29 protein-coding genes and 2 pseudogenes are annotated in these 23,461 nt (G+C 32.9%); 21 read left to right on the forward strand and 10 right to left on the reverse strand.

Annotation, left to right across the window (positions count from 1 at the left end):
- Nucleotides 1–218 precede the first annotated feature (218 nt).
- Nucleotides 219–872, forward strand: a complete 654-nt coding sequence (nfsB, locus tag ACREWB_RS01410) for an oxygen-insensitive NAD(P)H nitroreductase (protein ID WP_431545692.1) — start codon at nucleotides 219–221, stop codon at nucleotides 870–872.
- Between the two features lie 176 nt (nucleotides 873–1,048).
- Nucleotides 1,049–1,210 (forward strand): hypothetical protein, encoded by a 162-nt coding sequence (locus tag ACREWB_RS01415; protein WP_431545693.1) that lies wholly within the window; start codon nucleotides 1,049–1,051, stop codon nucleotides 1,208–1,210.
- A gap of 37 nt (nucleotides 1,211–1,247) precedes the next feature.
- Here ACREWB_RS01415 and ACREWB_RS01420 read toward each other — a convergent pair whose 3' ends face one another.
- Nucleotides 1,248–1,607, reverse strand: coding sequence for a hypothetical protein (locus ACREWB_RS01420; RefSeq protein ID WP_431545694.1), 360 nt, complete (start codon nucleotides 1,605–1,607; stop codon nucleotides 1,248–1,250).
- Between the two features lie 422 nt (nucleotides 1,608–2,029).
- Here ACREWB_RS01420 and ACREWB_RS01425 point away from each other — a divergent pair, with 422 nt between their 5' ends.
- From ACREWB_RS01425 to ACREWB_RS01440, 4 genes are all read left to right on the forward strand, one after another.
- Complete coding sequence (locus ACREWB_RS01425) at nucleotides 2,030–2,233, forward strand: CsbD family protein (protein ID WP_431545695.1); 204 nt, start codon at nucleotides 2,030–2,032, stop codon at nucleotides 2,231–2,233.
- A 246-nt stretch (nucleotides 2,234–2,479) separates the two neighbouring features.
- Nucleotides 2,480–2,632, forward strand: coding sequence for a lmo0937 family membrane protein (locus tag ACREWB_RS01430; RefSeq protein WP_431545696.1), 153 nt, complete (start codon nucleotides 2,480–2,482; stop codon nucleotides 2,630–2,632).
- 25 nt (nucleotides 2,633–2,657) lie between these two features.
- Entirely contained in the window at nucleotides 2,658–2,933 is a 276-nt protein-coding gene (locus ACREWB_RS01435) for a hypothetical protein (protein WP_431545697.1), read from the forward strand.
- A gap of 269 nt (nucleotides 2,934–3,202) precedes the next feature.
- The gene (locus ACREWB_RS01440) at nucleotides 3,203–4,504 is read left to right on the forward strand and encodes an APC family permease (protein WP_431545698.1); all 1,302 of its coding nucleotides are present in this window, start codon (nucleotides 3,203–3,205) and stop codon (nucleotides 4,502–4,504) included.
- A gap of 252 nt (nucleotides 4,505–4,756) precedes the next feature.
- On the opposite strand, the gene ACREWB_RS01445 is transcribed toward ACREWB_RS01440, so the two are convergent.
- Nucleotides 4,757–6,154, reverse strand: a complete 1,398-nt coding sequence (locus ACREWB_RS01445; protein ID WP_431545699.1) for an alanine/glycine:cation symporter family protein — start codon at nucleotides 6,152–6,154, stop codon at nucleotides 4,757–4,759.
- 457 nt (nucleotides 6,155–6,611) lie between these two features.
- Between ACREWB_RS01445 and ACREWB_RS01450 the strand changes: the two genes are divergently transcribed.
- The 10 genes and pseudogenes from ACREWB_RS01450 (at nucleotide 6,612) to ACREWB_RS01495 (ending at nucleotide 15,189) form a co-directional block, all read left to right on the forward strand.
- Complete coding sequence (locus ACREWB_RS01450; RefSeq protein WP_431545700.1) at nucleotides 6,612–6,767, forward strand: hypothetical protein; 156 nt, start codon at nucleotides 6,612–6,614, stop codon at nucleotides 6,765–6,767.
- Nucleotides 6,768–7,152: 385 nt separating this feature from the next.
- Nucleotides 7,153–8,751: a bifunctional aspartate transaminase/aspartate 4-decarboxylase gene (locus tag ACREWB_RS01455; protein ID WP_431545701.1), complete on the forward strand. Its 1,599-nt coding sequence runs from the start codon at nucleotides 7,153–7,155 to the stop codon at nucleotides 8,749–8,751.
- 2 nt (nucleotides 8,752–8,753) lie between these two features.
- Nucleotides 8,754–10,415: an aspartate-alanine antiporter gene (gene aspT, locus ACREWB_RS01460; RefSeq protein WP_431545702.1), complete on the forward strand. Its 1,662-nt coding sequence runs from the start codon at nucleotides 8,754–8,756 to the stop codon at nucleotides 10,413–10,415.
- A gap of 252 nt (nucleotides 10,416–10,667) precedes the next feature.
- Nucleotides 10,668–11,177 (forward strand): hypothetical protein, encoded by a 510-nt coding sequence (locus ACREWB_RS01465; RefSeq protein ID WP_431545703.1) that lies wholly within the window; start codon nucleotides 10,668–10,670, stop codon nucleotides 11,175–11,177.
- A 281-nt stretch (nucleotides 11,178–11,458) separates the two neighbouring features.
- Entirely contained in the window at nucleotides 11,459–11,824 is a 366-nt protein-coding gene (locus ACREWB_RS01470) for a DUF1848 family protein (protein WP_431545722.1), read from the forward strand.
- Complete coding sequence (locus tag ACREWB_RS01475) at nucleotides 11,790–11,999, forward strand: helix-turn-helix domain-containing protein (protein WP_431545704.1); 210 nt, start codon at nucleotides 11,790–11,792, stop codon at nucleotides 11,997–11,999. Before ACREWB_RS01470 ends, ACREWB_RS01475 begins: the two co-directional genes overlap by 35 nt.
- 22 nt (nucleotides 12,000–12,021) lie before the next feature.
- Nucleotides 12,022–12,759 (forward strand): annotated as a pseudogene (gene rhuM / locus ACREWB_RS01480) (RhuM family protein); the annotation flags it as partial.
- A gap of 88 nt (nucleotides 12,760–12,847) precedes the next feature.
- Nucleotides 12,848–13,561 carry a DUF429 domain-containing protein gene (locus ACREWB_RS01485; protein ID WP_431545705.1) on the forward strand — a complete coding sequence of 238 codons (714 nt, stop codon included), beginning with the start codon at nucleotides 12,848–12,850 and terminating at the stop codon, nucleotides 13,559–13,561.
- A 261-nt stretch (nucleotides 13,562–13,822) separates the two neighbouring features.
- On the forward strand, nucleotides 13,823–14,146 hold the full coding sequence (locus ACREWB_RS01490; RefSeq protein ID WP_431545706.1) for a nucleotidyl transferase AbiEii/AbiGii toxin family protein: 324 nt from the start codon (nucleotides 13,823–13,825) through the stop codon (nucleotides 14,144–14,146).
- Nucleotides 14,147–14,880: 734 nt separating this feature from the next.
- Nucleotides 14,881–15,189, forward strand: a complete 309-nt coding sequence (locus tag ACREWB_RS01495) for an acetamidase/formamidase family protein (protein ID WP_431545707.1) — start codon at nucleotides 14,881–14,883, stop codon at nucleotides 15,187–15,189.
- Between the two features lie 134 nt (nucleotides 15,190–15,323).
- Here ACREWB_RS01495 and ACREWB_RS01500 read toward each other — a convergent pair whose 3' ends face one another.
- The gene (locus ACREWB_RS01500; RefSeq protein ID WP_431545708.1) at nucleotides 15,324–15,665 is read right to left on the reverse strand and encodes a methyl-accepting chemotaxis protein; all 342 of its coding nucleotides are present in this window, start codon (nucleotides 15,663–15,665) and stop codon (nucleotides 15,324–15,326) included.
- Nucleotides 15,666–16,173: 508 nt separating this feature from the next.
- On the opposite strand from ACREWB_RS01500, the gene ACREWB_RS01505 reads away from it, so the two are divergent.
- On the forward strand, nucleotides 16,174–16,338 hold the full coding sequence (locus ACREWB_RS01505) for a hypothetical protein (RefSeq protein ID WP_431545725.1): 165 nt from the start codon (nucleotides 16,174–16,176) through the stop codon (nucleotides 16,336–16,338).
- Nucleotides 16,339–16,340: 2 nt separating this feature from the next.
- Nucleotides 16,341–16,773 (forward strand): annotated as a pseudogene (locus tag ACREWB_RS01510) (ATPase); the annotation flags it as partial.
- Between the two features lie 152 nt (nucleotides 16,774–16,925).
- Here ACREWB_RS01510 and ACREWB_RS01515 read toward each other — a convergent pair.
- The 5 genes from ACREWB_RS01515 to ACREWB_RS01535 form a co-directional block, all read right to left on the reverse strand.
- The gene (locus ACREWB_RS01515) at nucleotides 16,926–17,480 is read right to left on the reverse strand and encodes a class I SAM-dependent methyltransferase (RefSeq protein WP_431545709.1); all 555 of its coding nucleotides are present in this window, start codon (nucleotides 17,478–17,480) and stop codon (nucleotides 16,926–16,928) included.
- 79 nt (nucleotides 17,481–17,559) lie between these two features.
- The gene (locus tag ACREWB_RS01520; RefSeq protein WP_431545710.1) at nucleotides 17,560–18,324 is read right to left on the reverse strand and encodes a hypothetical protein; all 765 of its coding nucleotides are present in this window, start codon (nucleotides 18,322–18,324) and stop codon (nucleotides 17,560–17,562) included.
- Nucleotides 18,324–19,019: an ABC transporter ATP-binding protein gene (locus tag ACREWB_RS01525; RefSeq protein ID WP_431545711.1), complete on the reverse strand. Its 696-nt coding sequence runs from the start codon at nucleotides 19,017–19,019 to the stop codon at nucleotides 18,324–18,326. The genes ACREWB_RS01520 and ACREWB_RS01525 overlap by 1 nt, the downstream gene beginning before the upstream one ends.
- Nucleotides 19,012–19,389, reverse strand: a complete 378-nt coding sequence (locus ACREWB_RS01530) for a GntR family transcriptional regulator (protein ID WP_431545712.1) — start codon at nucleotides 19,387–19,389, stop codon at nucleotides 19,012–19,014. The genes ACREWB_RS01525 and ACREWB_RS01530 overlap by 8 nt, the downstream gene beginning before the upstream one ends.
- Nucleotides 19,390–19,678: 289 nt before the next feature.
- The gene (locus tag ACREWB_RS01535; protein ID WP_431545713.1) at nucleotides 19,679–19,837 is read right to left on the reverse strand and encodes a hypothetical protein; all 159 of its coding nucleotides are present in this window, start codon (nucleotides 19,835–19,837) and stop codon (nucleotides 19,679–19,681) included.
- 40 nt (nucleotides 19,838–19,877) lie between these two features.
- Between ACREWB_RS01535 and ACREWB_RS01540 the strand changes: the two genes are divergently transcribed.
- Nucleotides 19,878–20,042 (forward strand): PadR family transcriptional regulator, encoded by a 165-nt coding sequence (locus ACREWB_RS01540; RefSeq protein WP_431545714.1) that lies wholly within the window; start codon nucleotides 19,878–19,880, stop codon nucleotides 20,040–20,042.
- Between the two features lie 325 nt (nucleotides 20,043–20,367).
- On the opposite strand, the gene ACREWB_RS01545 is transcribed toward ACREWB_RS01540, so the two are convergent.
- A complete protein-coding gene (locus ACREWB_RS01545; RefSeq protein ID WP_431545723.1) occupies nucleotides 20,368–20,811 on the reverse strand; it encodes a YaaA family protein in 444 nt (147 codons plus the stop codon).
- Nucleotides 20,812–20,892: 81 nt separating this feature from the next.
- Between ACREWB_RS01545 and ACREWB_RS01550 the strand changes: the two genes are divergently transcribed.
- Together ACREWB_RS01550 and cls are read left to right on the forward strand one after the other, a co-directional pair.
- Nucleotides 20,893–21,015 carry a hypothetical protein gene (locus ACREWB_RS01550; RefSeq protein ID WP_431545715.1) on the forward strand — a complete coding sequence of 41 codons (123 nt, stop codon included), beginning with the start codon at nucleotides 20,893–20,895 and terminating at the stop codon, nucleotides 21,013–21,015.
- 317 nt (nucleotides 21,016–21,332) lie between these two features.
- Entirely contained in the window at nucleotides 21,333–22,814 is a 1,482-nt protein-coding gene (gene cls, locus ACREWB_RS01555) for a cardiolipin synthase (RefSeq protein WP_431545716.1), read from the forward strand.
- 182 nt (nucleotides 22,815–22,996) lie between these two features.
- On the opposite strand, the gene ACREWB_RS01560 is transcribed toward cls, so the two are convergent.
- Nucleotides 22,997–23,344, reverse strand: a complete 348-nt coding sequence (locus ACREWB_RS01560; protein WP_431545724.1) for a group II intron maturase-specific domain-containing protein — start codon at nucleotides 23,342–23,344, stop codon at nucleotides 22,997–22,999.
- Between the last annotated feature and the right edge of the window lie 117 nt (nucleotides 23,345–23,461).

Genomic DNA, 23,461 nt, shown 5'->3' on the forward strand with positions numbered 1-23,461 from the left:
CTACAACATTAACCTATTGTGAATTATTTTTACGGATTCCTTTGATGGGTTCAAGTAAGTAAGGTATAATAATATTAAGTATATGGATTAATGTATATAGTATATAAAAAGAGAAATATGAATAAGGGTATGGTACTTGTTAGAGTTTATTTTCAAAATAAAATATTGTTAATGATCAAATAATAAAAAATACATAGAAAAAAGAGGATGAAAAGAATATGAACTTAATTGAAATTTTAAACACACGTTATTCTGTAAAGGAGTTTGATTCTACAAAGAAAATTTCTGATGAAGATTTTATCAAAATCAAGGCGCTGTTAAGACTTAGTGCATCTAGTGTTAATGGGCAACCATGGCACTTTATAATTGCAGATACAGATGAAGGTAAAAAACAAATTAGTAAAAGCACCCAAGGCTTTTTTAATTTTAATGAAGCTAAAGTGTTAAATGCATCTCAGGTTGTTGTATTTTGTTCAAGAACTGATATGGATGAGGACTATTTACTTCATATATTAGAAAAAGAGGAAGCTGATGGCCGTTTTGCTGTGAAAGAAGTTAAAGATAAACAATATAAGGGACGTTCAATGTTTGTAAATATACATCGTAATGATTCGAAAGATTTACAATATTGGATGGAAAAACAAGTATATTTAAACATTGGTAATCTTTTATTAGGTGTTGCTGCAATGGGCATTGATGCTGTACCAATGGAGGGTTTTGACGCGGAAGTTTTAGATGAAGAGTTAGGTTTACGTAAAAAAGGATATACTGCAGTTGCTATAGTTGGATTAGGTTATCGCAGTGATAAAGATTTCAACGCTAAATTACCTAAATCTAGATTAAAAGAGGAAGAAATAATTACTATTATCTAATAGATAAAAATTTTTCACATGCTATCCTATGGGGATAGATTTAACTAATGTGATATTACATGTGGAAACATGTTTTTTTAAGTGAATGGTTAAAGAGCCCACTGAGATTTTATCTCAGTGGGCTCTTTAACCATTCTTAAGCAAATAGAAACAGTCTTCTAACGGTTATAACCTCAATGTCTGACTCTACTCAGCGGAAAGTTTCTGCACTAAGAGCTGAAGGAAAATACAAAGAAATTATTGAGAATTGCTGTAATCTTATTGAAAGTGGAAAGCAGTTAAAAGATTATAAGTCGCTTTTAGTTGCATATATGAATTTGGCATGTTCGTACTATTGATAGGAGATACTTGAACGAAATTATTGATTATTTCAAATCATTTTATGTTTTCTATACACCATTTATTTTTTTCTTTTACAATAATTAGAGTCCTTTTTTCTGACTTATTATATTGAACTGCTACCCAGGTCAATTTGACGGTTATCTCATAAGAATTATTACTTAATTTTTTATTGTTTATTATTTCATAATTTTGCAACCAAGGACTTGAGGCCCCAATGATCCAATAAGAAGTTGGTGCTTCTCCTCGGTTTTTAATGAAATTTTCCTTTAATTTATCGCAATAAACAGAGTATTGTAAAACCCCATTACGCTCTTTAAATCCTTTAGCCCACAGTTCAACAACTTGGTTAGGACTCGTTGCTCCAAACTGGTCTAAAGCTTCTTTAAACAACATTATTTGAGCATTAAGCTGCTGTGAAGTTACATCATTATGCGAGGTCTTGGATGAGCTTGCTTAAAAAAATTCATAATGGTAAAGTAACGATACGTGCAAAAGCGAGCCGCATCAATGTGGCTCGCTTTTACACGTATGTTGGCTATGTCTGTTTTTGTCTTAACATGGTTGAAAATCTTGATTTATTACCAGTTATATCCTTAGCGTCGGTTAGTATAGATAAATCGGAAATGTTGGCACTAACCCAATTAGAAAATTAAACTATAGCCATTAGATCGTATCAGTTCAATATAATAAAAAAAATGTCGAACAATGTTGATAAACTAAGAGAAATATGTTATAATTTAATCATACATTCTATATTATAGAAAAAATTTTTAAATTTGATATCAATTTTCCATAAAATAAAATGGAGGTGTATGATGGTTAATTTAAATAATAAAGTTGAAAATGAAAAAGATAAGGTCGTAGGAAAGACTAAGGAGACTGTAGGTAAAGTCTCAAATAGCGAAGAGATGGAGCTTAAAGGGCGGCTTCAATATCAAAAGGGTGATTTAAAGGAAAAAATTGATAAAACCGAAGATAAGATTGAAGACAAATTTAATGATACATTAAATAAAGAATAAGAGTACATAAGTACATAAGTAACTTGGAGCGAAATTTCAAAAGGTAAAAAAGGTAATAGTAAATATATAGGAGTGATTATCAAATAACAAGGAGTGTGATTATATGTTAAAATTAATTGGTGGAATTGTTGTAATAATAATAATACTTAAATTAGTCGGTATTTTTTAGTTAAGAATTTTTTTGGAGAATTAAAAATAAAATTTGCTATTATAATAGTGAATTAATGTAAGAAGGGTTGTGTTTAGATGGGTATTCTAAGTTTGATAGGTGCAATTGTTGTATTCTTTTGGGTTTTAGGATTAGTATTTAGTATTGGCGGCGGCTTGATACATATTTTACTAGTAATAGGTGTAATAGTGTTTATAGTGGATATGATTTCAAAAAAAAGATTTAAATAGGAAAATACTTTATAAATAAGAGCCTTTGGAGGCTCTTATTTTTTTCAATAGTATCATGGAAATATTTGATAGGCTAAAAGGTCTCTTAGTCTTTAATAAAATTGAAGTGTATTGTAGTTCATTCATAAAGACATTAAAGGCAGATACTGTCATAGTTGCTGCGGGTTATCGTTATCAAAAGAAACTTTATGACACTATGGTAGATTCGGATAAGGTTGTTTACAACGTTGGTGATTACCGTAATGTGCATAATATCATGTATGCTATATGGGATTCTAACCAACTGGCAAGAGAACTATAAATTGCGTTAGTTGGGACGAGTCAAAAGTATTCATAAACTTTCTATATAAGGATATCAAGAACAATTCTCGTTAAGTAAAATCAGTATTTCTATTTAAAAGTTTTTTATTCCCTTCAAAAATAATCGAGAATATGATTGTTTTTGAAGGGAATAATATTATTGTAACTTTGCTTGATGGGACTGAGATCATCGGCACATGGAAACAGAATTGTAAGTGAAACTGATACAATAAAAGACAGAGAGTTGTCGTGAAAGAGGGTTAACATAAAATGGGTCATTCATCTACTGGAGAAAAGTCTATAGGTTATTGGTCAGTAGTAGCAATTGGCGTAGGTGGTATGGTAGGTGGAGGTATCTTTGCTGTACTGGGGTTAGCGGTTAATCTTGCTAAAGGAGGTACCCCGGTAGCATTTACCATTGCGGGAGTAGTAGCACTGGTGACAGCTTATTCATACGCTAAATTGTCTGTTACATTCCCGGGTCAGGGAGGAACTGTTGAATTTTTGAATCAGGCATTTGGGACCGGGCTAATTACAGGTGTACTCAATATCCTGTTATGGGTGAGTTACGTAATAATGCTTGCCCTGTATGCCTACGCCTTTGGCAGTTACGGAGCTACGGCTTTGCCTACAGCGTATCAATTAGTAGGGAAACATGTCTTAATTAGTGGAATTGTTATTCTCCTTACTGGCTTAAATCTCTTCAATGCCAAGATAGTTGGTAAATTAGAAAAATGGATTGTCGGCTTTAAATTAACAATCTTAATCTTGTTTATCATGGTGGGTCTGTGGAGTACGAATCCACAAAATATACAACCATCTACATGGAGCCAGCCATTTCAGCTAATTGCGGGAGGCATGATTATTTTTGTTTCTTATGAAGGGTTTGAGCTTATGGCTAACGCAGTCGGAAAAATGCGCAATCCTGAAAAGACAATTCCTAAAGCATATTTTACCGCAGTAGGATTTGTTTTAGTGCTTTATGTACTTATTTCTGTGGTTACCTTAGGAAATTTGTCGATTAAGCAAATAGCAGGTGCACAGGACTTCGCTTTAGCGGCTGCAGCTAAGCCGTTTTTAGGTAGTTTTGGCTATGTTCTTATTACAGTTGCGGCCCTTTTGTCAACTGCCTCAGCAATCAATGCAACCTTGTACGGAGCATCTAGAGTTAGTTTTATTATAGCCAAAGAGGGTGAGTTGCCAGAATTTTTGGATAAAAAGGTTTGGCATCAACCCGTGGAAGGACTTTTTATTACTTCTGGATTGACTTTATTAGTAGCAAACTTTTTTAACATAACGAGTCTTTCTATTATGGGTAGTGCTGGATTTTTACTAATTTTTGCTGCTGTTAATTTTGCCAATTATAAGCTTTTCAAGAAAACACACAGTCGTAGAGCCATAGCATTAGCAGGAATGCTTGTGTGTTTGATGGCATTAGGCATCCTAATATGGCAACGGGCTACTGTAGCGCCAAGCCAAATTTGGGTGTTAATAATTATGGTGGGTTTATCGTTTGCTATTGAAATAATCTATCGTAAAGTAAGGGGTAGAGTACAGAGACCCAGTAAATAGCAATAAAGAACGCAAATAATTGTAAATTTGCGTTCTTTTTAGTGTGCCAGCCATGGCAATTAACTAGGTGGTGAAAGTCCACTGTGGGGGGGTTCAAGGGGAACGAGCACTCGAAATGACACTATAAAAGATAGTTAGCAAATTCGCTGCGCTCATAAAAACCCCCGGGGGACGTGAACAGATTGTAATCAGAAATAATAATAAAGAGGAAGTGTTTAAAAATAATTTAAAAACTTCCTCTTTATTGTAGCACTATAACCCCCCAATAATTTTTCCTTTTTCATCAATTTCTCTTATTGACTCACTATTTATTGCTTCTATATTATCATCCCATAAATATTTCTTAGTTTCACTTACAATTACAGGACTTAGCATAATTAAGGCAACTAGATTTGGAATTGCCATTAATGCATTAAATATATCTGCAAGTCCCCAAACCAAAGAAATTGAGAACACTGATCCAATATAAATAAATATGACCCAAAATATTCTATATGGTACAATAGCTTTTTTGCCAAGTAAGTATTCAATTGCTTTTTCTCCATAATATGACCAACCAAGTATAGTTGAAAACACAAGTGTAATAAGTCCGATTGTTAACATTATAGGTCCTATAACAGGTATTGCTGAAAATGCAGCCTTAGTAAGTGCAGCACCCTCTAGACCTTTTTGCCAAAAACCTGAATTTACAATAACTATGCCCGTCAATGCAGCTACAACAACTGTATCCCAAAATGTGCCTGTTGCTGAAACCAATGCTTGCTTAACTGGGTTTCTTGTTTGTGCAGCTGCTGCAACTATTGGTGCACTACCAAGACCTGATTCATTTGAAAAAAGTCCTCTGGAAATACCAAATCTCATTGCCATCATAACTCCTGCTCCAGCAAATCCACCAGTTGCGGCCTGAGGGGAGAATGCATCCCTAAATATTAGCGCTATTGAGCTTCCAACAGTTTTATATCCGATTACAAGAAGTATAAGAAGCCCAATAAAATAGGATATGGCCATGAATGGAACTAGAATTTCACAAACCTTAGCTATTTTCTTTATTCCACCTAGTATAACAATTGCTACTAATGCAGCTATTACAATTCCTGTAATCCATGTTGGAACATTAAAAGTTTCATATACCATTGAAGATACGGAGTTAGACTGTACCATACATCCAATACCAAAAGCTGCAATACTTGTAAATAATGCAAAGGCTACTCCACCCCATTTTGACTTAAGTCCATGCTCTAAAACATACATAGGACCACCAGCCATTGTACCATCCTTTGTTTTAACACGATACTTAACAGATAGCAACGCCTCGGAATATTTTGTAGCTATTCCAAAAAGACCTGTTAACCAGACCCAAAGGACTGCACCGGGTCCACCAATACCAATTGCTGTTGCTACACCAATTATGTTACCAGTTCCCATAGTACCTGCAAGTGCTGTTGTTAATGCACTAAATTGGCTTACATCCCCCACATTATGACCATATTCATCCTTTGTTACTGATAACTTTATAGCTTTAAATATGTACCGTTGAATAAATTTAAGTCTAAAAGTTAAGAATAGATGAGTTCCAAACAATAAAACAATGAGTGGTATACCCCATATCCATCCATCAATTTTATTGACTATATTTGCAAATGACTCCATTTTCATTCCTCCTTATTCAATTTTATGATATTATCTAAAAATTTTATAGTGATTTACCATATAATCCGATGTCATTGCAAGAATCAATGAACACCTTAGTACTTGCCTTAGTGCATTGGTATTTCTTTTATTAAATCAGATATAACCTTTTGCTTTGGTTATAATATCAAAAGCAAAAGGTTATACTAATTGCGGCTTGTTTATGTATTTTTATTAATAATCTTATTACATTATAATATCTAAAAATGTACAACTTAAGTATATTCTAAAGATTTAAACCACAAATTCCGTCTATCTTATATAATATCATAAATAGACAAATATTGATAGTTTTCGCCTAGTCTGTCAATAATCATGAACCATCAATGGTAATTGTGACTTGGGTAAAAAGTAAATTGTTAGTTAGAATCTAGAATGAGCATCAGTGACTGGAGTAGTAGTTATTGATGCTTATTCTATGAAAGTTTTAGCCCTTTATGTTAAGGTTAATGGATCCTTAATGAGATGCATACCTGTTCCACTATTTTATCGAGACTTTGATAATATGCTATTAGTTGGAGAAGAAGAAAAAATTAATGTAAATATTATTATGAATTATGAAAATGATATATAACCAAGTGTAAAATATTCTTCTACAATTCCAGAAGGAAACGCTAAGATTGTTTAATTCTAACTTTAGACATATTGGTGAAAAATAGTTTTATATACATATATATGGTACAATATATATGTCACAATACATACATATATGTCGCAATACACACATATATGTCGCAATACACATATATGATTTATCGTGAGTTAAAGTATAATAATTCATTAAGTTTACAAACAAATAACTATATACGTAGTCGAAATAAAAAGCAAAGCTATTTAAAAGAATTTAAGGAGGAATTGTAATAGTTGGTATGACGTTAACTCATTGTAGGAGTAGTAACCTCAAAGTGTAAATTTACCACGTTAAAATATATAATTCCAAAATAGAGGAGATTGATAGTATGGATAAGAATCAATATGAAAAAGAGTTGGAACGAGTTGGAGCGTTTGAAATTGCATCAAAGATGTTGAAGTTTGCAAAAAACAATGAAAAGGATAATAGTTTTTTGAATGCAGGACGTGGCAATCCAAATTGGATTAATACCCAGGCACGGTTGGCATTTACTCGATTTATGGCTTTTGGTGTGAAGGAGTCTGAACTTACCATGCATGAAGGCAATCTGGGTGGATACACTACATTGGATGGAATTGGTGGCAGATTGAATGATTTTTTGGATAGCAGCCAGAAGGAAGATGCTTTCATTAAGTTGTTCATAGATTATGCCGTTGATGTACTTGGCATTGGTCGAGACGCCTTGGTGAAGGAGTTTACGGATGCCATCATTGGGAACAACTATCCTGTACCATCCCGTTGCTTGATCAACATAGAAAAAATCATTAATGTTTATCTGCAAGACACCCTTTATAATGGTGTTTCTTTAGCGGAATCAACCCAGGTTTTTCCGACAGAAGGTGGGACGGCGGCCATTTGTTACATCTTTAATTCTCTTAAGAAGAATGGCTTAATCAATGAAGGAGACCGAATTGCCATTAACATGCCTATATTCACCCCTTATTTACAGATTCCTAAGTTGACGAAATATGAAATGGTTGAGGTGGATTTGGCAGCGCGTGAAGATAACAACTGGGAGATTCCCCTAGGTGCTCTGGATGTTCTGGAGGACAAGAGCATTAAAGCATTCTTTTTGGTGAATCCTTCCAACCCGGCATCACGGGCATTAGATAGCACTCTTTTAAAACGAATTAAAGAAATATGCGAAAAACGTCCTGATTTGATGATCATCACGGATGATGTCTATGGGACTTTCGTAGAGGGATTTCAATCTGTTTATGCGGTTGCACCATATAATACCTTGCTTGTGTATTCATACTCTAAACTTTATGGTGCCACGGGCTGGAGGACTGGCTGCATCGCCATGAACAAGCAGAATGTCTTTGATGATTTGATTGCTCGTTTACCCGAAGAAAAATTAAAGACCCTTGATGAGGATTATAGTATTGTGACCATTGAACCACGTTCTTTTCCTTTTATTGAAAGACTGACCGCGGATAGCCGGTCCATTGGGCTTTATCATACATCGGGATTGTCCACACCACAGCAGGCAATGATGGCGTTATTCTCCATGACTCACTTAGTTTGCCATGATTGTGATGATTATATTGAATCCACTAAGAAAATTGTGGCCAGGCGATATCATAATCTTTTTGAAGGATTGGGAATTAAAGAGGATAACACTCGTGAAAATGCGAAGTACTATGCGCTCATTGATATTTATAGTTTAGCGGAGCGGTTGTATGGTAAGAATTTGGCAACATATATTCGAAAGAATTTTGAAGAGATTGATTTTTTGTTGAATCTTGCCAAGGAAGAAGGCGTGGTGCTTATTGAAGGGGTGGGTTTTGCTGCCGCTTCGGGAACAGTGCGGGTGTCGCAAGCGAACCTACCCGACGATGCTTACTTCAAAATTGGAAGACGAATTAAAGTATTGCTAAAAGAATATGATGATAAAATGAAGTCATCATTGGAAGTGGGTGATTAATCATGCTAAAGGTATTGAGTGAATTTTTGATCAATAATGTAGCACTTTCTATTTTTATTTGTCTGGCTCTGGGTTATTTTATTGGAAAATTCAGGTTAAAGTCCTTTAGCCTGGGCGCAACGGTTGGAACACTAATTATTGGACTAATCGTTGGGCAGGCAGGGACATTTGATATCGCACCAGCTATCAAAACTATTTTCTTTAGCCTTTTCATTTTTGTCATCGGCTATGAGGTTGGACCAGCTTTTTTTGGCAGCTTTAAGAAGTCGGGGATTAAGCTCATCATCCATTCTGGTTTTTTTGCAGCCTGTTCACTGGTGACGGCCCTAATACTGTTTAAAGCCTTTCACATTAGCCCTGGCGAAGGGGCAGGAATTGTGGCAGGAGCACTTACCCAATCGGCAGTTATAGGCACATCCTCTTCCTCGATCATGAGCCTTTCAGGTCTAAGTAAAGCGGCTAAAAACGCCATGCAGGCACAGGTTGCTGTGGCTTATGCCTTAACATATGTTTTTGGAACAGTAGGTGTCGTTATTCTACTTAAGAATATTGCACCGAAGCTTCTGGGAGTAGATTTGAAGGAAGCAACCAAGGAAAAGGTTGAAAGCATAAACTTTAAAGATAATGCATCGGAGAAGACGATTATCAGTACGATAAAAATGCGTGCATTTAGTATTGGAGAAGGTTCTGTTTATATAAGAAAATCTGTTTCTGGTATTGAAAAAAACTACGACAATCATTTGACATTTGAAAAGATATTTCGCGACGACCAAGAAGTGACAGTATCACAGGGTTTCCAACTTATGGAAGGGGATGTTATCACCCTCATTGGTGATTTGCTGAGTATGGTTGAGTTTAAAGGAGCCAACCTTCAGGAAACGGCGGAAAAGAAATATCTCAATGTTATTTTGCAACAGAAAAATATCGTTCTCACAAAGGTCTTTCAGCAATCTCATATTGATGATTGTAGTGCCAATAATATTATAATCGTATCTGCTTTGAGAGATGGATATCCCTTAGAGGACATCCACGATATGAGAAAAGGAGATACAATCCGTATTGTAGGACCTATGAACGTTATGAATAAAGTTGTTAAGGAATTTGGTTATGCACGTAACACAGGCATTGATACCGATGTGAGTTATATGTCTGTGGGCATCATTAGTGGTTTACTGGTGGGTATGATTACGTTGACCGCTTTCAATATTCCCATCACACTGGGTGCCGGAGGCGGTGCATTGTTTCTAGGACTGTTCTTTGGATGGTATCAGTCACGACATCCCAATATTGGTCAAATTCCTTCATCTACACGTTGGTTTTTAAAGAGTGTGGGTTTGAATACCTTTATTGCAGTGGTTGGGATTACCGCAGGGGCAAGCTTTGTTGTGGCATTGCAATCAATGGGATTCATGGTACTAATCATTGGGGCAGTACTCTCCATTGTGCCTCATATTCTTTCCCTTTATTTTGGAAAATACATTCTTAAGTTAGATGCCATTGATATCATCGGCGGACAATGTGGAGCTGGTACTGTCACAGCCGCTCTAAATGCAGTCACCGATGAGACAGGTAGCAGTGTTTTTGCCTTAAGCTACACGCCGGCATATGCCGTCGGTAATATTTTACTGACTGTTATTGGGCCGCTTATCATCGTATTGTTGTAGCAAGTAAAACCAGTCTGCATGTGCTTAGGAAGGAGGTAACTTTCAGTTGCCTCTTATGGGGTCTGGACAGCCTTCCGAAAAAAGGAAGTAAGGCGATGCCATGATGAAAAGTAGACATAGCAGACTTTCTCAACTATAGCTGCAATGCTCTCCCAAAATTTAAGGATATAGTTGATGTAAGGATGGTAATGTAATCTGTAAATAGCAAAACAAATTGTGTTCACAATTTGTTTATGTACCCCGGGGATTTTTATGAGCGAAGCGAATTTGCTAATTGAAACTTTGAAGATAGGAGATATAAATGCATTAATTGCTTTTGACCATGGTGGAGGAAGCAATCAGGCCATTGGAGCCCTTGCTTTTAATGGACAGCAAACAACTATTAGTAGCCTTGCAACTTATGTTACTCAAACAGGTGGTAAAGGGAACTTTCAGTTGGCAATACTACAACCAGTAAGTCAGACAGAAGCCAATGTTATTGCTGTAACTTCTGTAGTAAACTCTTTAACAGGAGGGTTGTTAATCTTACCGTTAGAAGTACCTGTTACGCTTTCTAATAAGCAAGTTTGTTATCTTGCTGCATATAACCAAATTGAAGGATCAACTTTAGGCGGTCGCAGTACAGGAACAGAAAAAGTAGTAGATGCCTTCGCCATTAATTTTAGAGAGCAAAAACTCCCAGTATTAAAAGTTGGTATGTCAATAAATACAAAGGATGCAAGCTTACTGTTATCACCCTATATCGCTGGATTAGTAAGCTAATCGTTATTATTGTACACAAATCCAGTATACCTTGGTACAGCTGGAAATTATGTAATTTATAGCAAGCTAAGTAAGGCTACACAAGGATCCCCGAGCCGTGTAAATAAAGAAGGATTATGATATTAAGATATATAAACATAAAGAAAATAATAGGTTAATTTCTTTATTATAAAATTAATAATATCTTATCAATACCAGGTACATTTGTATCTGGTGTTTTATTTTGCAATATAAGAGGAAAATATAGCGTTTTGTGAAATATAGTAATTGTATTTCGAAATATCGATGGAGAGCTAATTGAAAGAATAATAGGGTCTAGAATAATTAATAAAGATAAGTTAGATGGCAATAGAGAATATTGTGGTTGTATGAAATGCATTGATATTGGTCAATATGGTTCCTGTGTAAATAACTGTTTATATTGCTATGCTAATGTTAACAAAGAGAAAGCAGAAAGAAATAATAGAATGCATAATTCAAAGTCTCCAATTCTATTAAGAGATTTTGAAAAAAATCAAGTTAATGATAGAAAAGATGTAAATAGTTTAAAAATACAAGATATTGATGAAACAGGAGAACAGAATTCAATATTTATACAGGTGGAGGTGGAGAATGACAACATCGGATATGGTTCGAGAATTATGTGAGAAACAGAATATAAGCATTGCAGAACTTTGTAGAAGAATAGGTCAAAGTCCGCAGAATTTTAATAAAAAATTGAATCGAGTATCATTGTCTTCCGAAGAAATGATAGCTATAGCTGATGCACTGAGTGTAACCTATGAACAGACTTCTGTGCTAAAAAATGGTGAAAGAATTTAAATTGGAAATGAGGGACAAATCTATGAAAAATAAGAATGAAGTAACGATACATTCATCTGCTGCTGAATATTTAACATATATTGCTGCGGTTGGTGATAGTGATGAAAGTTTGGAAATGCGTTATGAGGAAGAGAATATTTGGCTGACACAGAAGATGATGACAGCATTATATGATGTTAGTCTGCCAACCATCAATGAACACATAAAAAAAATATATGATGATGCTGAACTTGCTTCAGACTCAACTATTCGGAAATTCCGAATAGTTCAAACGGAAGGTTCCCGGCAGGTAAATCGCGAAGTGATTCAATATAATTTACAGGCAATTATTGCGGTAGGTTTTAAAGTCAATAATGAACGTGCTGTGCGATTTCGCAAATGGGCAGGTCAAATTGTAAAGTATTACACAATTCAAGGATGGACGATGGATAAGGAACGTCTGAAAAAGGGTCATATGTTTACGGATGAATATTTTGAGCGTCAGCTACAAAGCGTTCGTGAAATACGGCTTTCTGAACGCAAGTTTTATCAAAAAATCACAGACTTGTATGCTACATCTTTTGATTATGATAAAAATTCGAAGACTACAAGGAGGTTTTTTCAAACAGTACAAAATAAAATGCATTGGGCAGTTCACAGGCATACTGCAGCAGAACTGATTGTAGAACGAGCTGATGCTGAAAAAGAACATATGGGATTGACTACATGGGAATCTGTACCCAAAGGAAAAATTGTTAAATCTGAGGTTGCGATTAGCAAAACAAATTGTGTTTACAATTTGTTCACGCACCACGGGGTTTTTTATGAGCGAAGCGAATTTGCTAATAAATTAGAGAGGGGGTAAGAACGTGAGTGTTGGAATTGATGGATGTAATGGTAAGTGGGTTGCAGTTTATATAACTAAAAGCCATTTTGAGGTTGGTAAATTTAATACTATAGAGGATATATGCAATAGATATCCAGAGGCTCATAGTTTTATAATTGATATTCCAATAGGTCTTGCTGAAAGTGAAGGTGACATACGCCCAGATCGTCTTGTAAGAAAGGAGCTTGGAAAGAAGAGCTCAAGCATATTTGAAGTTCCTTGTAGACAAGCTATATATGCTAAGGATAAAATAACTGCTAGGGAACAAAACATTGCTATTTTGGGGAAAAGCCTTTCAGAACAAACTTTAGGTATATCTAAAGCAATAAAGCAAGTGGATGAATTCTTGCAGAGTAACATTCAGTGGAAAAACAAGCTGGTTGAAAGCCATCCTGAATTTTGTTTTTTAAAACTCAATAACAATATACCAGTGCTTGAGAATAAAAAATCTAAGGAAGGTCAGCACAAACGTCTTGAAATAATTAGACGATATTATCCAGATGCAAATCAAGTTGTAGATAAATTTTTATACGATGTGTCATCAAGAAAGAAAATTGATGATGTTATTGATGCCATGTGTTTGGCAGTGATTGGAAAAATGATTATAGAAAATGGACTTAAGACTATTCCTGAGAATCCTATGATGGATTCAAAAGACATAATGATGCAAATGGTTTATGCAGAGTGGTTGGATTAGCTAGTTGCATATCCAGACTTGAATGGTGGTAAATTTGATGTGCTCATATCCTCCGAAGGACGTAAATAAATTATAAACAATTTGTTTTATACCACCCCAGCAGCGTCATCTCAACAAATAGAAGCAAATACTACGATCTCGGAGGTTATTGGCAAGTGGGCTAGGCATACTACTAGGGTAACTGTGACTTGGGAAGAATAGTAAATTAATCGAATAAATTTTAATTGGTAATGCATTCAGCGATAAAATAGGAAGGTTAAATTGGAAATAGGTTCTAGTGTTAAACCATATCCTCATAAAGAAAAAGATCTTAAAACTTATATTCAAGAATTTTTAGAAAAGAATAAAATGATGGCAGATATAAGTAAATACGAATTAAAAACCGTTAGGGTTAATGTATTAAATGTTGAGAGAACATTTGGTGATAAAATTTTATCGGTTAAAAGACATGCAATTGATGGAACAATAAATAAAAAAGTAAGGCATATATATGATGTAACTCAATTATACAAGCTGAAAGAAATGCAAGATTTTATTGCGCATAAGGGATACTTAAAGGAAAGTAATAAATTGTTTGTTTATTGAAATTGATGAATAAAAATCAATAAATTCTTGTAGATCATTATATGAATTATGTAAGTTACTTATTTTGCCCCTTATAGTTTAAAATAAATAAGGATAAACAAGTATAGACAAGTATAACTACATCAACAAGCACGTTGTGGAAGTAGTTTAGAAAGAAATGGAGACAGCAGATAAATATATATGCTGTCTCCATTTCTTTGTGTTATGTAAATTTTTTTTTAATTAAAGGGGGACTTCAATTAAAAAAAATCAATTACTTTCTATGTACGTATAATAACAATTTTCTGTGTCAGTGTAGTGACAAAACTAAAGATTAATTGTAAATTAAAGAAACTGATTTTAAAATATTTATTGGTTTTAGAGTTTCTCTAAATTTTCAACATTTATTGACATGAGTGGTAATCTGTATAAAGTTGTAGATGTTTTTAGGATTTTATATTCTGGACTTTTAAAAAAAATATTTTTTTTATTTCATGCATTTGATGTTGGATCCTCCCTAAGGCTCATTTACATTGTTTTATAAGTGCCTGGCACCTTAGTGAGGAGGTTTGGTGACGAACTTGCTTTTGCATATAATCTTAAAAGAGTTATATCAATAATAGGGTTTAAAGGGTTAATGGAAAGAATCACTGAAAAAATGCAATATACCAGTTGCTGAGGTTCCGGCAGGAAGTCAAGTAGTTTTTGAGACATGTGATTGCTTTGAAAATCAAATACAATCACAAAATACTATTATGAAAAACCTTGATTGGAATAGGATTAATCCAGCTACTGGTCCTGATTTAGGAGTTTTAGGTAGTAGCTTAAAAGAAAACTTTATTAAAATCCTACCAATAGTCAATGGTCAGGTTGAGTTTTCTGATAAGATTAAGATCCCAATATGCCCTATGATTGGAGTGATCGGAACTGCTCCAAAAACAGAGCCCATATCCTGTGGCACACCTGGAATGCATGGTGGGAATAATGTACAAATATCGCAAATCGCTGACCCACTTAAAACGGCGCGTTTTGAATTGCCATTATGGATTTATGATTCACTATAGGAAAATAGTAGATGTACTTATATAAAGATACGTTACACTATAAAACCTAACCAATCTAAATCAACAACAATGATTAGTGGTTTAAATAACCTCTATATTATTTAAATAATATAGAGGCTATTTTGTAATTATTTTTAAGATTTTACACTTTTAAGTTCGAAAATAAACTTATGTAGGTTTGAACTTTGTGACTGTTTAGCTAGTTTTCTCACTTCATCGGCTATCACTGAGAACCCTCTACCTTGCTCTCCAGACCTTGCAGCTTCTATTGCTGCGGTTAATGCTAATAGATTTATTTGCTTACTTATAGCAGTTACGTTCGCTAATATATCTTCAATATTGCTTGCATGTAAGTTAAGGCTGTTGGTAATCAATACTGTATCGGAAACACTAGAAGATACCTTTTGAAATTCAACATTTAAACTTATCTCTTTAAATACTATAGCTAAGCCTGTTAAATCGTTAAATGTAGCCAACATCGCTCCATCAGTTGAAAAATAGTCATAGTAAACATAAAATTCCAGTTTATATAATGATCTCCGAGGTCGTTGTAAAAACTAGAAGATTTACTTTCTAGTTATAGCATAGCGGTGACAATTATTTTACTTGTTATTAATCAGATGTGCAGCTTGATAAAGCTTATGGCTTTTAATTTCGACACCATTTGGGTTACCCCTAGGGGTCTTTGCTAGTCTTTGGCTGAGATTACTACAATTAAACACGTAAATGAAGTAGTGAAGAATTATGTTAATAAAGGTTATAAATTAAGTGAAATAAAAGTATAAAGTATTTTTATCTGTTATAAAATAGGATGATTGGCAAAGACAGTGATATAGTATGAGTTGCTTGCTAATGTCCATTTAACTAGAAGCTATTTACTGTTTTTACCAAGTCACAGTTACCTTAGTGGGTCAAGAGCTGTTTATTATTTTAGTATATTGGTATATAATATTATATAAATAGTCGCAATCGGAGGTAATAGATGTGAGTGATGGAAATAACGAGATATATGACATTTTCCTGGGCATGTCTTATAGTCAATTAAAGGATTTATTTAGGAAGGTAAAGAGTAAACAAGAGCAAGATTTTTATATGATGTTATCTAATATGGTTTTACAAAGAGAACAAGAAAAGGTAATAGGTAAATAATTATGCCAACGTACACAATATTTGCAGGTACCAATGGTGCTGGTAAAACTTCAATATATAAGTCGATTTATTATAATGAAAATAAAGACGAAAAGAGAATAAATACTGATGAAATTGTAGCCAGTATCGGTTCTTGGCAAGATAATGATCTTCAAATGAAATGTGCTAGAGAAGCAGTGAAACTAATAAAAAGTTATATTTCACAAGAAATATCATTTAACCAAGAGACCACACTGTCGGGTAGAAGTATAATAAAAAATATAAGGATAGCAAAAGATAATGAATTCTATATAGTGATGAATTATATAGGGGTTGAAAACCCTGAAATTGCAAAAGAGAGTTAAGCAGAGGGTTAGAAAAGGTGGGCATGGAATACCGGAGGAAACCATTGAAATAAGGTATTATACCTCATTAGAGAATTTAAAAGGGACGATTTAAATATGCTAAGTTGGGTTAATAATATATTAAATTAATAGCTAGTAAAGTTTATTTACTAGCTATTTTTATACTAAGTAAGGAGTCCTATTTGCTAGGAGGTAATTTTAGGTGCCGCCTATTAGTAAACAATAACTTACAGTTTATGTTTGTTAATTTACCCTGCATCTAAATACATATGCAGGTGGTATGTTTATCATTGCCTTCTTCACTTTTACACTACCAAAAAAAATTTCAAATAAATTCTTTTTTAATAAGGAGTACTGGAAAGTAATAAATTCTCCTTTATTGCTTAATATATCATTTGTATTCTTTAATATAGCATTTGTAACACTTACTGGCAATACAGTAAAAGGAAGCCCGGATACAACATAATCCACCTGTTTAATATTATACTCTTTTAGATATTTTTTTATATTCTCTGCCCCATCATTTATTATTTTTACGTTTTGTTTGTAGCCATACATATGAAATAAATCCTCATAGAATTCTTTGTTATTCTCAATAACAAGTAATAACGTGTTCTCCTTTTTCCTGGCAATAAGTTTTTCTGTGAAAATACCTGTTCCTGGACCATATTCTACAATACAATCACATTCCTTAAAATTAATATTTTCTATCATCTTTTCAGCTAAATATTTACTACTTGGTGCCACTGCTCCAATAAATTCAGGATTTTTAATAAATTCCTTTATAAACTTAAACATAGTTAACATCCCCTCTATAAGCCTAATTTTATTATTATTTTTAGTTAATCTTATTTTTATATTATTAAATTATTAAAGCTTATGAAAGATCTAATTTTTTATCTATTAGATGGCTAGTGGTAATAAAGCACCCAAGAAAAATAATAATGTCAAATATGCCACTGGCAATATTAGTACCAAATTCTCCACCGAAAATTTGGACAGTTAAATTAGTATTAGCTGTTTTGAAAGTATTAGCTATTGAAGAACCGCCCAAATCTAGTGTTTGAGGAAATAGGGCTTCAATTTTAAATGTTAACCAGCTTATTGCAACTGATATTAAAATGAAAATTATAAAAGAACCGATTTTACCTAGTTTTTTACCTTTAAAGGCCACTTTACCAATAACCATGCAGAAGTATATAAAAGTTAAGAAATAAAATATGACCCATATATATCCAATTATAATAACAATAATTTGACTAGGCGTAACCAATTTTAAGAAAGTATAATTTATTTCTTCTGGTGCAATTAAATTAAACATGAAAATGCATACAAAAGCTACAATGGATGTTTGAATTAAAGCGGTTATCAGTCTTGAGGTTAGGATTGATGTTCCAAATTGTGGAAGCGTGAATAATAGATAGCCTTCATCTCCATACAAATATTTGCTCATAACTTTTAATGAAGATATAAAAATTACTATTATGGCACCAACAGTTAAGCACACAGATAATACAGGAACAGCAACACCCCAGGAAGTTTTTTTTGTGATTAAAAATAGATTAGCAACTATGACAGTTATACAAATACCAAGTATGGTTAAAGCAGTAGATCTTAATTCATATTTTATGAGCTTAAACATTATTGAAATACCTCCCTATACAATTCATCAATTGACTTTTTCTTTTCCATTCTTAATTCTTCTGCATTACCTTTAAACACTACCTTTCCATCAGATATAAAGGCTACATCATCGAAAATTCTTTCTATATCATTTACAAGATGAGTAGTAATTATCATGGAACTATTTTCAGTAAAATTATTTACTATAGCATCTAATATTTGTTCTCTAGCAGTAGGGTCTACACCTCCAAGTGGCTCATCAAGTATATAAAGCTTTGCTTTTCTTGAAAGTACCAAGGCAAGCTTTAACTTTTCCTTCATTCCTTTTGATAGGGTTTTAACTGGGACATTTTCATCAAGATTCATAAATAGTAGTAACTCTTTTACCTTTTTTTCATCGAAATCAGAATAAAAGTCCTTGAAGTACATAACAGCATCATTTACTTTCATCCATTTTAGAAGATACTCATTATCAGGTAAATATGAAACTATAGACTTTGTATAAACACCAGGTTTTTCACCATCTATGAGAATTTCTCCACTGGAGGCATGTAGTATGCCTGCTGCTATTTTTAAGAAGGTAGTTTTACCGCTACCATTAGGACCAAGAAGTCCTAAGATTTTTCCAGGCATTATTTCTAGATTTACTCCTTGCAAAGCTTTTTTATTTAAGTAAGACTTACATACTTCTTCTGATTTTAAGATATTAGTCATTCTGGTTTACCTCCATAGTTTCATTTGATACAGATTTAATTATTTCATTAGTAGTAAAGCCTAAGCTTTTCATTCTAAGCATAAAGGAATCTATAACTTCCTTTGCCATTTCTTTTTTTAAATCATCCACCATATTTTTACCCTCCCCAACGAATGTTCCAGTGCCTCTTTGTGTATAAACAATTCCAAGTCTTTCAAGTTCTTGATAGGATCTTTGAAGCGTATTTGGATTTACCCTTAAATTATTTGCCATTTCCCGTACTGAAGGTAATTTATCCAAGGATTTTAGCTTTCCTGTAACGATGTCCATTTTTATAAAGTCCATAATTTGCAGATATATAGGGGTTTTATCATTAAATTCTGTATCCATTATTTAATCTCCTTTTGCGAAAACATATGAGCGTTCTAGTGACCTATATTGATAGTACACTAGAACGCTCGTGATGTCAATAGAATAAATATTAACGTAATTTGTAACCAATTTGTAGTAGTTTGATATTGATTTGATACAAAACGGCGGGTACTGAAGCTTATAATAAGTATTATTCAAAGACGTGGATTTTAAAGGGTTGGAATTTTTTAGCAAACATGAACTTTCAGTTTATGTTTGCTAAAAAAGAATGTTAATGGTGTGAGCTTTAGTGTGTTTTGTTAATAATTCATTTAATTTCAGGATCAAAAGCTTTTGTTAACTTCGTATATGCACTGATGATTTCTAGCTTTAAAATATCAGGTACAGATTTCATATTCAGGAATTCATACATTAAAACACCATATTTTTTATTCGTTGAAATCTCTTTCTGTTCATACCATGACACCGCTTTTATTAAATAACTTCTGCCATATAATGGTGGACCAATGACAGAAGCTATGTACTATGTACTATTAGTACTGATGAATCCAAGTCATGGATATATACTTATGAAAGATATTACTGATGTTTCTAATGGAAGACTTAACATGGGTCCAGGAACGCTTTATGGAGTTCTTTCACGGATCCTGCTGAGCAAGCTTATACTTTAAATTATCTTGATGAAAAACTCCGAAAAAGTGTAATTAAAGAGAGTGAAGAATTGAAATTTAGAAATTTAACGACATTTCAGAAGGAAAGTCTCCTACTTCTATAGGTAGGAGTTACACGCTGTAACAAAGAGAAAACTTCAGTGGGAGTCTAAATCTCCTTCTGAAGTCGTTAATATGCAGCTCCGCAGGAGATGATTTAATTGCAATATTGTTAGAATGGAATATTCCAAGTATAAGGTTACTAGAAAAATTTGGATTTAAGGAGTGGGGATATCTACCTGCGATTCAAAAAAAGAAAAATCCTTTCTAAACCCAATGAGTACATTTATCTAGTAAATATGAATTCTGCGTCAGAAGATAGATATTCATTATAACTATAACCCTCTTCGTTAGATTCTTTTAGATCACTTGGCAAACTAATACTATTTTCAATTATAAACCGGCTCATTAATCCTCTTGCACGTTTTGTGTAAATAGTTATAACCTTATGAGTTCCATTTTTATAATCTTTAAATATAGGTGTTATCACTTTTACATTTGTTTTGCTCATATCTATTACTGAGTAATATTCATTTGATGCTAAATTTATAAGTGTATTATCGTTTTGTATCTTTAATTCTTTTTTAATATACGTAGTAATCTTACTTCCCCAAAAATCATATAAGTTATTACCTCTGTTGTTTTTAAGTTTAGTTCCCATCTCTAACCTATAAGGTTGTATTAAATCAAGCGGTCTAAGTGCACCATATAATCCGGATAATATTATTATATCATAGGTACACTATCCTTTAGCTGGTAAGGATAAGAATTTAACCACTAATGTAAATCAAACTTTATAGAAGAAGATGATGTGAAAATTCTTAGTTTTCTAGGACAGGTAAAGGATTATCCATATCTTGTTATTGATGTGAGAGGGAATGGTGGTGGAGAAATGATAATGAACAAAAAATATCAAAGCCATACGAGACTATAAATCTTTATGATACAGTGATAAATAAAATCTTACAGTTAATAAAAGAGTTAAAATAATTTATTAGTGGATAAAATATAGTATAATAGTATCATAAATGATATAAAATTTAATACAAATAAAAACAATTATTAATCTAGAATCTTTAAGAGAATTGACTAAATTGACGAGCCTATCTCTGGAAAATAGTGTAAGGAAGTAATATATAAAATGAGAATTTAAATTTTATTTTAAAATATTTATAGTGTTAGATGAAGTATAATAGTGATTGAATAGGTTGTACTTAATTACCTAAAATATAATATTGTGGGGGGAACAACATGGATTTATCAACTATTTTTTTAATATTTATATATTTATTTAATATGATATGTGTTTTGAGACTGATTTTTATAAAACGAAGTGATACGAGAGTTATATTTGCATGGCTTTTGGTATTTATTTTTTTACCTTATATTGGGTTCGTTTTTTATTTCTTGGTTGGTAGTAAATATAAAATACGTATTATGTCAAAAAAGTATGGTATGGGTGAAATAGAAGAAAAGTACAATAAAGTACTAGAGAAACATATTCATAGTATTGATACGGAGAAAATACAATTTAGAGAAGTAGAAACTGAAAAATACAGAGATTTGATTACCATGAACTCAAAAAATATAATGTGTTATTTTACTCAAAATAATGAAGCAAGACTCTTATTAAATGGTATGGAAACATTTTCTGCAATTTTTGAAGATATTAGAAATGCAACAAAAAGTATTGAAGTAATGTATTATATTTTTAGATCAAAAGATAAGATAGGTAAAGAATTTATAGCTCTTCTAGAAGAAAAGGCAAGTCAGGGAGTAAAAGTAAATTTAATATATGATGGAATTGGATCTTTACGTACTCATATGAGTGATTTTAAGAAGTTAAAAGAAGCTGGTGGGCACGTATACAGATTTTTGCCATCTATTATAAAAAGTTTATTGCTTGTAAATTACAGATTACATAGGAAAATAGTTATTGTTGATGGTAAGATTGCGCATACTGGTGGAATTAATGTTGGTGACGAATATTTTGGATTAAAAAAGATAAATAAACCTTGGAGGGATACAACGATACGTCTGACTGGTTATAGTGTACTTTCATTTCAAACAAGGTTTTGGTCTGATTTGGTTTTTTTGCAAAATCAAAGTTTTAGAAAGGTAAATAGGGCTAAATTAAAGTTTGACGAAAGGTTATTAAAAAGTTTTTATGATCCTATTGAAGAAGGAAACATAGGAGTACAAATACTTTCAAGTGGACCTAGTAGTAAAAATGACGCTATAAAAGATAGTTACGTTAAGATGATTACCACCGCAAAAAAATATCTATATATTCAAACACCATATTTTATTCCAGATAAAACTATATTAGATGCACTAAGAATTGCAGTTGCTGGTGGTGTTGATGTTAGAATAATGTTGCCTGGTATACCAGATATAAAAACTGTTTATGCTGTTTCATTATTAAATGCGGCAAAACTCTTACAGTGTGGTATAAAGGTATATCTGCATTCGGGTTTTCTTCATGCAAAAACACTTGTTATAGATGATCACGTTTCAACAGTAGGAACTGCAAATGTTGATATTAGGAGTTTTAGTCTTGATTATGAAGTCAATGCATTTATTTATAATAATGAATTTGCAATTAAATGTCGTGATACATTTTTAAATGATATCGAAGATTGTACGATATTTGATATTGAAACTTATGCTAATCGTGGTTTATGGAAAAAAATCTATGAATCTGTTTGGCGTTTTATTACTCCGCTTGCTTGAAAATTTGAATTTTTATAATATCTTCTTTGTTATCAATCCATTCTTCAGAATATCTACATTTACAGCATAAAAGATTCAAGTAATAAGTATATGAAAGGGTCAAGTAGGCGGGGTCTCACGACCCCAACCCCTTACAGAACCGTGCTTGCGCTATTTACGCACACGGCTCTTCACTTCATCGTTTACATAATATAGCTGTTTCCCGCACCTAAATCAAATATATTTACACGTGTTTTCACTTTTGGTAACGGATACTTATCCAAAAACAGAATAAATTTATCCCAATTAAAACTCTTCTTCTGACTTCTACGATTTAACCATTTAAAAATCAGCCTTTTAACTTCATCAATGAAGTTACCTACTGCCCTTCGGTTATCCGTAATCCCGTAATAATTACAGTGTCCTTGTGTTTTAGCTTTTATTGTTTTCATAAATTCTTTAATTGGAATTGTCCTATTTTTCTTCATCCATTCTTTACACCTTAATAAACTTGCTTTGTATTTCTTCTTACTAGTTTTCCTTTTTATTATATAGGAAACAGCTTGCGGAAACCACTGTGGATAACATTCTAGCTAAAAAATAGATAGAAAAAATAAGAAAAATATGAGATGATATAACCATGAAAAATAATAAGATTACTATAAAAC

This window comes from Clostridium sp., from assembly GCF_050717635.1.
Lineage (GTDB): Bacteria > Bacillota > Clostridia > Clostridiales > Clostridiaceae > Clostridium_AD.